The following is a 9,647-nucleotide window of genomic DNA, read 5'->3' as shown; positions in this document are numbered from 1 at the left end:
CACAGTAAACGTGTAGGTTGTCGAATATTCCGGCGATACCGCAATGGACCCGCGATAATCGACTTCACCGACATTGTTATCGATATAAAAACGATTGCCATTGCTGGATTGCCAGTTAAGCGTAGTAGACGCCCCTTGCTGGATGTAATCCGCACCTCCGGTAAGAAATGCTGTGGGGGGCTGGCTGAAATCATCGAAAAGAACGGTAATGAAACCTTAGTAGAAACCTTAGGAAACCTTAGGGACATCCATAAATATATAAATTACGGTAGGAAGTCTGAAATATCGAACCTTCTTTCCTTGACGATCCCCTCTCCCCGTTTCACAGAAATACTGATTGCCGGTTGGGTCAATCCAATTTTTCGGGCCAGTTCGGTGGCTGTCAGACCCAACTGGCGGACAGCGAGGAAACAAAGCACACTGCGAGCCTGCACAACGGCAGGATAACGGCCGGGGCTATACAACCGATCACAGGTCAGATTGAAATACGCAGCGACGCCTTTGGACAAGGTATCTAACTCGACCCCTTGAGCGGCCAATCGATATTTTCGCATATAATTTTCGTTGCACCGATTGAGCACATCCTGGACAAAATCGGTGTCGCCCAATATCCGCTCATCGCCTTTCACCCGCTCTTGTCCCTTCAATAGAATTTTTGCTTGTTTCCATCCCCCCACACTGCGAATCAACCCGCCGCCCACCAATTCAGGCCTGCGACCGGCATCGATTCCCCCCTCCACGAACTCCCGATATTTTCTCCGAGCGGTCTTCTTGTATTTGGCGAACATGCCGAGAATCTTTTCAGTGTTCTGCCATTTCGCATCTTGAATGCCCATGATGACGCTGTGTCCCGTGAACGGATAAACGTTTAGCGCATCAATATCTTTGACTATTCCGGCGCGCAGTGGATTCAGGTGGATATAACGGGTCAGTTCAAGCAGGTAAGCGTCTTCCTGACAAAGGATGGATTTATAGCGATTCTGGAAAAGATGGCCATGTCGATGATGCCTGCGATTAAATGCCACCGCATAGCCGGTGAGCAACCGCCTCATTAAAGTGGCCAGGGGGGTCTGCGCAGTGCGGGTCAGAAGATGCACATGATTGGACATCAACGCCCATGCAAAGCATGGGGTATCGGTCTCTGAAAAGATGGACTCGATTCTTTCAATAAATCCATACCGATCCGCGTCGTCTTTGAAAATAGCCTTTCGTTCGATACCACGGATGATCAGGTGGTGAAGCGCGCCAGGTGCATCGATGCGGGATTGACGTGGCATGGGTGTCTTTTTACATGGTGGTTATGATTATGTCAATTTATAAATTTATGGATGTCCCTAACTTTCACTAACTTTCACTGCATAACCTACGGCGCGGGGGATAAGTTTACCGGCGTAATCCCCATTTACTTTTCGTACGCGTTCACGGGATATTCCCGTATGAATCAAATCCAGGAAAGGTCAGGCATTATATTACGAAAGTAGGAAGCAATACATTCCACGAGAAATGGGAACGTGGGCTTTTCATTTAAACGGCAGGTCTCTTTCAGTGACAAGATCCGCTCGACCCACCGATTACCCTTTTCGCTTTGGGTTCCCAGACTGCGTTTTCGCCACAGCACACCAAAACGTAAGGCCCGCTCAGCGCGATTATTTGTAGGTTCGACGCCATGGTGATCGAGAAAGGTCCACAGACTGTCCATTTCCCGTACGATCTGACGGGCAAGTCTACCAGCATCGGTCTTGTCCTCCTCCCAAAGGGAGACGGTGAACAAGAAGAACGTATAAAAATCCGACCACTGTTTTGAGTCGGGAGGTTCTTTGGCAAACGATACCAGTTGCCTCAGCCAGGCGGCGACGATTTCTCCGAAGCGGCGAAGGTCGGGTTTCTTTCTTTCCGTCAGGGCATCGGCCTTGCGGATCAGGTGAGCCAGGCAGGTTTGGCGGTGCACCCATTTTTGGTATAGGCCGTATCCATCACTGACCAGAATGCCGTTCCAATCCTGGATTAAGTTTTCGAAGGCCGCCTTAGACCGGTGTGGGTCGATACGATAAAATGCCACCCGTTCATTTACCATGGCCCACAGCCAGTGCAGATCATTTTGCTTAAACCAGGATGTTTCGTCGATGTAGTTACACCAAAAGCGTCGGGCGATCTGGCCGATGCGTTCGTAGACTGGCAATAGCGCATTTGAGGTGCGGTCGACAATTTTCTGGATGGTTCCGGTGGCAATGGGAATGTCTAATACAGATTCGCACAACTTTTTGACATCGTTTCGGCTCATGCCCTTGATGCCGCTCAGTTCACCGATAAAGGCGGTAAAACGAGGACCGTAACCGGTGGACATCTCAGGTGGCAGCATGGCTTTGACCACGTTACCGCAGTTAGGGCAATCGCATTGCTGGAGAAGATAGTGATTGACTTGCATTTCGATTTCGGGAAGCTCAATATGTTGATGTACGTAAAACGTTTTCATCTTTTCCTGATCGAAAGCCGAATGCCCGCATGAGCAACGTTGCGGGGTCAACCAATAGCTCTCGGTCGGGTCCAGCACTTGCTGCTGGTGCGGCTTATGGCCTTTCTGACCGCCTTTAGCCTTTTTGCTCTTTTTTTGCTTTCTCTTCTTCCTCGCAAAAGGTGGATCGGAAGACGGTGGTTTGCTGGAGTTGTGAGAATTTTTCCGGGTCCGAACCTCGAGCTTCTCGAGCCGTTTTTCGTGGAGTGCAATCCGCTGTTCCATATCGAAAAGCGTCCGTTCCAGAGCCATGATGTAATGACGCACCGGCTCTGGCGTCAGTTGCCAATCGAGTTCCGAAAAAGGTCTTTTGAGTGCCATGAAAAGCACCCTATCATAGCCAAAAAGAAAAATCTAGATTTATTTTGAATTATTCCAGATGGTTAGGAACCTTACTTTTGTGTATTGATTTCGGGGACTTGCGAAGCCAATCGGACCATCAAAGTACCCCGTGAATGCTTACACTTTTCTATCATTAGTCGTCCACCTCACATCGTAGCTTATTGCAGAAGAAATCGGGTGAGGGTGAAGCACACCGGCCAACGCCAGGTGTTCAACGCCACCGGGATGCTTATTTCTGAGGTACACAAAAGTCATATCCCTTCCGTTCACCGGCCTGACATCAAGATTAAAATTTTCACTTTGATAATTGGTAAAAAATTCCGAATCATCAGGTTTTACCGGCAGGTCATATGTAAAAATTGTACCTTCACTCATGAAATTGGCATAGGCATATTCAGCAATTCCCTGGCCTGATCCGGAAATAGGCTCTGTGTCACTTGCGTCGAGCTGATTTGTGTCCATAAAAACGTCTGGTACTATAATGTCAGTGTGTTGGTTCCAGCTTGTCCATGGGTTGGATCCATCTCCAATGAAGATATCGTTTTCTTCCAAATATTTAAGTTTATTATTTGTCCATACCTCATAAGGCTCTAATAGACCATGGAGGTCATTTCTTGTATGTGCAGGAACCGACGCATCCTGTATCAGATGGAGTGTATGACCCAAAGCCTGCAGCGTCCAAGCGAAGTATTGATCTCTGTCCTCTTCGGTCATGTCTGTTATCGGACCAAGAAGATGAGGCACCCATCCCGGTCGCATTCGAGTAATATCACCATCCAGGATCTCACTGTTGTCACCAATCAAGGCTGCGTAGTAAAGCTTTTTTGCCATCTCATAGGACCACTCGTTCGTGAAATCATGGGAACGTGCAATCAGAGATTGGCCGATCTCCGTTCCTGAAGAAAGGGTGTACCCCTGATTCGTAACAGGATTGTAGAAATGACAAAAAGCGATATCTTGCGGTTCACCCCACCAGATTTGGATGTTGTCTTCCCAAGACGCGCCATATTGAATCCACTCTGAAAGATTCATTGCTTTTAATGTTGTCTGCTCTAAATCTCCACCAGCCGGCAACAATCCTGCCCCTTCCAGAGCTGACTGAACTCTCTGGCTTTCTAACACCGCATTTTCTGTTATTTTAATATGTACGTCAGGTTTATAAGCGATCGCAGCAGGCAGATAGATTAGCTGGCAAAATAAAACCATTGACACGAATATTCTTTTTATCCATTTACACATCAATCGGTCTCCACTACTTTTGTGTATACATTTCAAACCACTTCATTTCTTTTCTCTAAGATATTTCAAATGCGGATTTTCTTTTTCGATTACTTTTAGAAAGCTATAAACTTTAGATCGATTAACACCCGTCGCCCCCAATCTGCTTCCACATCGAGCAACCGCCTTCATTCTTTCTTCCAAACTTATTGTCTTATTCAACTTAACTTTGCATTTTCTCCAAATTTTACAGTGAGCAAATTTTCCCACATGATATTTACCATCGGTTGTTGGGTATTTATTATTTTCAGGCTTTTCCATCTTTCTGCGTATCGCAGGCGGATGAGAATCATACCCCGGCTTAAACACCACAAGATTCATCTCATCCAGTCCTGACATGGGCCAGAAAGTGAATGCAAATGATACTAGTTATGGCCTCCCAAAGAAACGGGGCTGTCGTGTAAACCCATCATCATATTTCCTGTTCTCCGACGAGCTTTTTAATACCCCATTCTCGAACAGAAAACATGATGATGGGTTGCCCCCTTTCACTTGCAACGGTAAACTTTTGTTACCCCTAACAAATACTTACCCAAGCAAAAGGAGGCACATCATGAAATTTTACAACCGACAGCACAAGTATTACTGCGGTGTCGATCTGCATGCCAGGAAAATGTATGTCTGCATCCTCGACCATAAAGGAAAAATTGTTGTTCACCTGAATATCAAAACCGACCCGGAACTCTTTTTCGAACTGGTGTTCCCGTTTATCGAAGACGTTGTTGTCGGTGTTGAATGTGTCTTCTGCTGGTACTGGCTGGCCGATCTGTGCGCCGATCACAAAATCGATTTCGTCCTTGGACACGCATTATACATGAAAGCCATCCACGGCGGCAAAACCAAAAACGATAAAATCGATTCTTACAAACTCGCCATGTTACTCAAAGGCGGCAATTTTCCCACCGCTTATCCCTATCCGGCCAAGTGGCGGGCAACACGGGATCTGCTGCGCCGGCGCATGTATCTGTCGAGACGATGCAGCGAACTGGTAGCCCATATTAACAACACCAATACCCAGTACAACCTGCCGGCGTTCAGGAAAAAATTGTCACGCAAATACAACCATGGCGGTGTCGCCGAAAGGTTTGAAGACCCGGCTGTCAGAAAGAGCATCGAAGTCGACTTGGCCATGATCGATGCCATGAATCAGATTCTTAAAAAGCTTGAATGGCATATCGAAAAAACCGCCCGCCAGCATGATTACCACACTTTATATCTGCTGCGCTCAATCCCCGGTGTCGGGCAGATCCTGGCCCTGGTAATCCTGTACGAGGTCCATGATGTCAGGCGGTTTCCCAGGGTACAGGATTTCTCATCCTATGCCAGGCTGATCCGGCCGGTAAAAGAGTCCGACGGCAAGTGGGCCGGGCACAGCAACAAGAAGATCGGCAACCACCATCTCAAATGGGCGATCAAGGAAGCCGCGATCCTCATGCTCAGGGATTCATCCCAGGCAAAGTATTTCGTTTCCAAACTGGAACACAAATACAATAAAGGCAAGGCTCTGGGAATCTTCACCCACAAGCTGGGCCGGGCCATTTACTTTATGCTCAAAAACAAGGAGGCGTTCAACATGAAACGATTCTTCGATCAATAGATGTGGAACCGGAAGGTGTCAACTTATCGCATAACTGAGATCAAACGGGCGGATCTGAGTCTCTCGATTTAAGACATGCAGCCCGACTGCGAAAAAAGAGTGGACCCGATGCCCGAAGCTCAATGCTTTGATTGGCGGCACCTTTCGGTTCCATCCACGCATACGGATAGCTTGACCGGTGGTGATCGTGTTCTGCCCCTTATCCGAGTGACACCCTAACTGGACGTCCGCCCGTCGGACGAGCCGATACCTTTGACTGCGCCGGAATAAGGGAATCGAAATATATTCTGAAGCCGCCTTAAGGTGGCACGCTGATTGTCAAAGAACCATCTGGCAAATCAGTCAATCCTGATAGATGTTTGGTGCAGACGCGTTATCCAAACGCGCTGACGCTCGCGACCGAAGACGCAAGCCGGAACCAACGAATTGCTTGTCAAGGAATCCGAGAAAAGAGACGGAAGAGGTTCGCTTAGAAATTGATTATTCCGATCCATGGGAGAAGTTTTTTCCTTGACAACCGGAGGCCATATAGAGGTTAGGGGGATCGTAAATTTTCCCTCTGCATCGGTTACGGTTTCCTTGGCATTGGCAAAATGGGTAAGGGAAGTAATAAAAAGTATAAAACCTTCAAACTTCCAAATACCGGCCACAGAAGCCCCTTTGATGGGCTCTCCGGTGTCTGCATCTACAACCTGTCCGTAGTAAGGTCCGTCCCAGTATAAAAACCAATAAATCGACCGGTTGCTAAATGTACTGATGGCCAGCAGTAACGCCATGATGACAATTATTCTCTTGCGTTTGTCTTTTATCTCCCGACATTTAACAAAGGTAACAACGATGGCCACAATCGTGATTAAAACTTTGAAATACGGATGCATTTGGTTTTTCCTTATGTGTTTAAAAAAACCTTATTTTCCACAACCCGTCGGTATCTTGAGCGAAAATGACATAGGTCCCGGCGGTGATGGTGACGCCGTCGACGGTGATGGGATAGCTTATGGTATAGCGTGCCTGACCGTCGGATGTTTCAAACGATTCAAGCTCTCCCGTGGCTGAGATAATGCCACCGATGTTGTCCAATAGATCATCGAATACAAGGTTATAGGCATTCTGCCGTTCAAAGACAAAAAATGTCACGGCATTTTTAGTATCACCGGCCATCAAGGCCGCCTTCATTCCCGCCCATTTATCCCGCAGCAGGCCGTCCAGCGCCGCCGCGTCCACCACTTCCACGCTCACGCTATCGGTATATATTTCCCCCTTCCGATCGGTAACCTCGACACTGAAGGTATAAACGCCGCTGGTGATGATCTCCACCCGGGATTCATCAATGGTCTGATCCATGAAGGTCACGTCATCCGGCCCGAAATAGGTCATCTGGACTGAAGCGACGGCAAACGAGCTATCGATCCTCAGCGTGGTTTCAAAGGGCGACGTTCCCGAAACCGGACTAGCGCTCAGGCGGATATAATCCTCGGGCATTTCCCCATTGACCGTGATGGAATCCGATAACGTGAGGCCCGAAGTATCCGTCGCCGTCGCCGTAATGGTATTTTCTCCCTGGATCAGCGGCACGTGATTGGCTGTGAACTGGCCACCATCGATTATCGCGGGCATGCCGTTGACCATCAGGCCGGTTTCAAGCCCGTTGGCATGGGCAATGGTTCCCCTCACGGTTACGGCCGCATCCGATACAAAGGCCCCCTCCAGTGGGTCGGTTATCTGCAGGGTTATCAGATGGGTTACGGTCAGGACCGCGCTCGCCGTGGCCGTTCCTCCGGAACCCGTGGCCGTGATGGTGTAAGTTGTTGATGACGATGGGGCCACCGTCATTGTTCCATTGGGTTCGACCGTGCCAATATCCTGATCGATGGATAAGGTGTCGGCATATGTGGAGGTCCAGGTTAGGGTGGCGTTGTCTCCGACCGGTATCTCCCCGGGGTCGACGGTCAGTTGTACGATCGGCGGGGGATCGGCGTCCATGAACGTAATGCTGATGGTCCTGGATGTGCTGCCGTGTTCGTTAACGGCGGTGATCGTATACACGGTGTCCTCGACTGGCGATACTTCAATGGCGCCGCTATCGGGAACCGCACCGATGTCCTGATCGATGGAAACGCCTTGTGCGTGTGCACTGGCCCAGGTGAACCGAAGTGTCTGTCCGCGATAAATGGTGCCGGATTCAATTGAAACGCTGAGTTCCGGCACGGGATCGGTTTCGAAATCCGCCAGGGTAAAATCGATTTTTATATTCTGGTCTTCCATGGTAACCGGCTTTGTTGCCACGCGACCATCCGACAACGTGGCGGCAACGGTGTAAACACCGGGATCGATCGGAAGGCCGTACCCACCGGCATTGGCCGTGAAGGTTGTTTGAACCTTAGGAACCTTAGGGACATCCATAAATATATAAATTACGGTAAGAAGTCTGAAATATCGAACCTTCTTTCCTTGACGATCCCCTCTCCCCGTTTCACAGAAATACTGATTGCCGGTTGGGTCAATCCAATTTTTCGGGCCAGTTCGGTGGCTGTCAGACCCAACTGGCGGACAGCGAGGAAACAAAGCACACTGCGAGCCTGCACAACGGCGGGATAACGGCCGGGGCTATACAACCGATCACAGGTCAGATTGAAATACGCAGCGACGCCTTTGGACAAGGTATCTAACTCGACCCCTTGAGCGGCCAATCGATATTTTCGCATATAATTTTCGTTGCACCGATTGAGCACATCCTGGACAAAATCGGTGTCGCCCAATATCCGCTCATCGCCTTTCACCCGCTCTTGTCCCTTCAATAGAATTTTTGCTTGTTTCCATCCCCCCACACTGCGAATCAACCCGCCGCCCACCAATTCAGGCCTGCGACCGGCATCGATTCCCCCCTCCACGAACTCCCGATATTTTCTCCGAGCGGTCTTCTTGTATTTGGCGAACATGCCGAGAATCTTTTCAGTGTTCTGCCATTTCGCATCTTGAATGCCCATGATGACGCTGTGTCCCGTGAACGGATAAACGTTTAGCGCATCAATATCTTTGACTATTCCGGCGCGCAGTGGATTCAGGTGGATATAACGGGTCAGTTCAAGCAGGTAAGCGTCTTCCTGACAAAGGATGGATTTATAGCGATTCTGGAAAAGATGGCCATGTCGATGATGCCTGCGATTAAATGCCACCGCATAGCCGGTGAGCAACCGCCTCATTAAAGTGGCCAGGGGGGTCTGCGCAGTGCGGGTCAGAAGATGCACATGATTGGACATCAACGCCCATGCAAAGCATGGGGTATCGGTCTCTGAAAAGATGGACTCGATTCTTTCAATAAATCCATACCGATCCGCGTCGTCTTTGAAAATAGCCTTTCGTTCGATACCACGGATGATCAGGTGGTGAAGCGCGCCAGGTGCATCGATGCGGGATTGACGTGGCATGGGTGTCTTTTTACATGGTGGTTATGATTATGTCAATTTATAAATTTATGGATGTCCCTAACTTTCCCTAACTTTCCTGGTTCCGCTCGGCTCAATCGCACCGATATCCTGATCGATGGATAAGGTATCGGCATAGGTGGAGGTCCAGGTCAGTCCCCGATGTTGCGTAAAATAAGTTGGAACCATTTAAATAATACGGCGGTATAAGAAGACCGATATCTTCATATACCGCCGCTGGTTGGGCTATCGTGACACTTGCATCTTTGCCCCTTTATCGGCCAGCGTCGGCGTGGCCATGGCGTCAGGGGCTTACTTTTATCTTACATTCCGCACCCGTGAGAATCGATTTTAGGAAATTTTTTATCGTTCAAAAATAACCACATAGGCGATTTAACATATTGTATTTACTGTAAAATAAAAATACCTAGACATTTCAACTAGTTGCTGGTACGTTACCCCCAATCTTGACAACAACAGTTCAAAGGAGGGG

General features: G+C 48.7%; 8 protein-coding genes. 1 reads left to right on the top strand and 7 read right to left on the bottom strand.

From position 1 onward, the window contains the following. Positions 1-263: 263 nt before the first annotated feature. The 4 genes from DSCA_RS29935 to DSCA_RS29920 form a co-directional block, all read right to left on the bottom strand. Positions 264-1,277, bottom strand: coding sequence for a transposase (locus tag DSCA_RS29935; protein WP_155319909.1), 1,014 nt, complete (start codon positions 1,275-1,277; stop codon positions 264-266). Positions 1,278-1,441: 164 nt separating this feature from the next. Next, positions 1,442-2,833 carry an IS66 family transposase gene (gene tnpC, locus DSCA_RS29930; protein WP_155316279.1) on the bottom strand — a complete coding sequence of 464 codons (1,392 nt, stop codon included), beginning with the start codon at positions 2,831-2,833 and terminating at the stop codon, positions 1,442-1,444. 138 nt (positions 2,834-2,971) lie between these two features. Continuing rightward, the gene (locus DSCA_RS29925) at positions 2,972-4,093 is read right to left on the bottom strand and encodes a hypothetical protein (protein WP_155319913.1); all 1,122 of its coding nucleotides are present in this window, start codon (positions 4,091-4,093) and stop codon (positions 2,972-2,974) included. Positions 4,094-4,135: 42 nt separating this feature from the next. After that, on the bottom strand, positions 4,136-4,453 hold the full coding sequence (locus DSCA_RS29920; protein WP_155319912.1) for a hypothetical protein: 318 nt from the start codon (positions 4,451-4,453) through the stop codon (positions 4,136-4,138). 232 nt (positions 4,454-4,685) lie between these two features. On the opposite strand from DSCA_RS29920, the gene DSCA_RS29915 reads away from it, so the two are divergent. After that, positions 4,686-5,729, top strand: a complete 1,044-nt coding sequence (locus DSCA_RS29915; RefSeq protein WP_155314958.1) for an IS110 family RNA-guided transposase — start codon at positions 4,686-4,688, stop codon at positions 5,727-5,729. A 338-nt stretch (positions 5,730-6,067) separates the two neighbouring features. On the opposite strand, the gene DSCA_RS29910 is transcribed toward DSCA_RS29915, so the two are convergent. From DSCA_RS29910 to DSCA_RS29900, 3 genes are all read right to left on the bottom strand, one after another. Next, the gene (locus tag DSCA_RS29910; protein WP_155319911.1) at positions 6,068-6,607 is read right to left on the bottom strand and encodes a peptidase associated/transthyretin-like domain-containing protein; all 540 of its coding nucleotides are present in this window, start codon (positions 6,605-6,607) and stop codon (positions 6,068-6,070) included. A gap of 19 nt (positions 6,608-6,626) precedes the next feature. Then, on the bottom strand, positions 6,627-8,015 hold the full coding sequence (locus DSCA_RS29905) for a hypothetical protein (protein WP_155319910.1): 1,389 nt from the start codon (positions 8,013-8,015) through the stop codon (positions 6,627-6,629). Positions 8,016-8,143: 128 nt separating this feature from the next. After that, a complete protein-coding gene (locus DSCA_RS29900) occupies positions 8,144-9,157 on the bottom strand; it encodes a transposase (protein ID WP_155319909.1) in 1,014 nt (337 codons plus the stop codon). Between the last annotated feature and the right edge of the window lie 490 nt (positions 9,158-9,647).

It is taken from the genome of Desulfosarcina alkanivorans, assembly GCF_009688945.1.
Taxonomy (GTDB): domain Bacteria; phylum Desulfobacterota; class Desulfobacteria; order Desulfobacterales; family Desulfosarcinaceae; genus Desulfosarcina; species Desulfosarcina alkanivorans.
This window is presented reverse-complemented; position numbering and strand designations above follow the sequence as displayed.

Excerpts from the sequence above, each read along its gene's own strand:
- DSCA_RS29925 (WP_155319913.1), bottom strand. The coding sequence starts at position 4,093 with ATGTGTAAATGGATAAAAAGAATATTCGTGTCAATGGTTTTATTTTGC.
- DSCA_RS29910 (WP_155319911.1), bottom strand. The coding sequence starts at position 6,607 with ATGCATCCGTATTTCAAAGTTTTAATCACGATTGTGGCCATCGTTGTT.
- DSCA_RS29915 (WP_155314958.1), top strand. The coding sequence starts at position 4,686 with ATGAAATTTTACAACCGACAGCACAAGTATTACTGCGGTGTCGATCTG.
- tnpC (WP_155316279.1), bottom strand. The coding sequence starts at position 2,833 with ATGGCACTCAAAAGACCTTTTTCGGAACTCGATTGGCAACTGACGCCA.
- DSCA_RS29935 (WP_155319909.1), bottom strand. The coding sequence starts at position 1,277 with ATGCCACGTCAATCCCGCATCGATGCACCTGGCGCGCTTCACCACCTG.
- DSCA_RS29920 (WP_155319912.1), bottom strand. The coding sequence starts at position 4,453 with ATGAATCTTGTGGTGTTTAAGCCGGGGTATGATTCTCATCCGCCTGCG.
- DSCA_RS29900 (WP_155319909.1), bottom strand. The coding sequence starts at position 9,157 with ATGCCACGTCAATCCCGCATCGATGCACCTGGCGCGCTTCACCACCTG.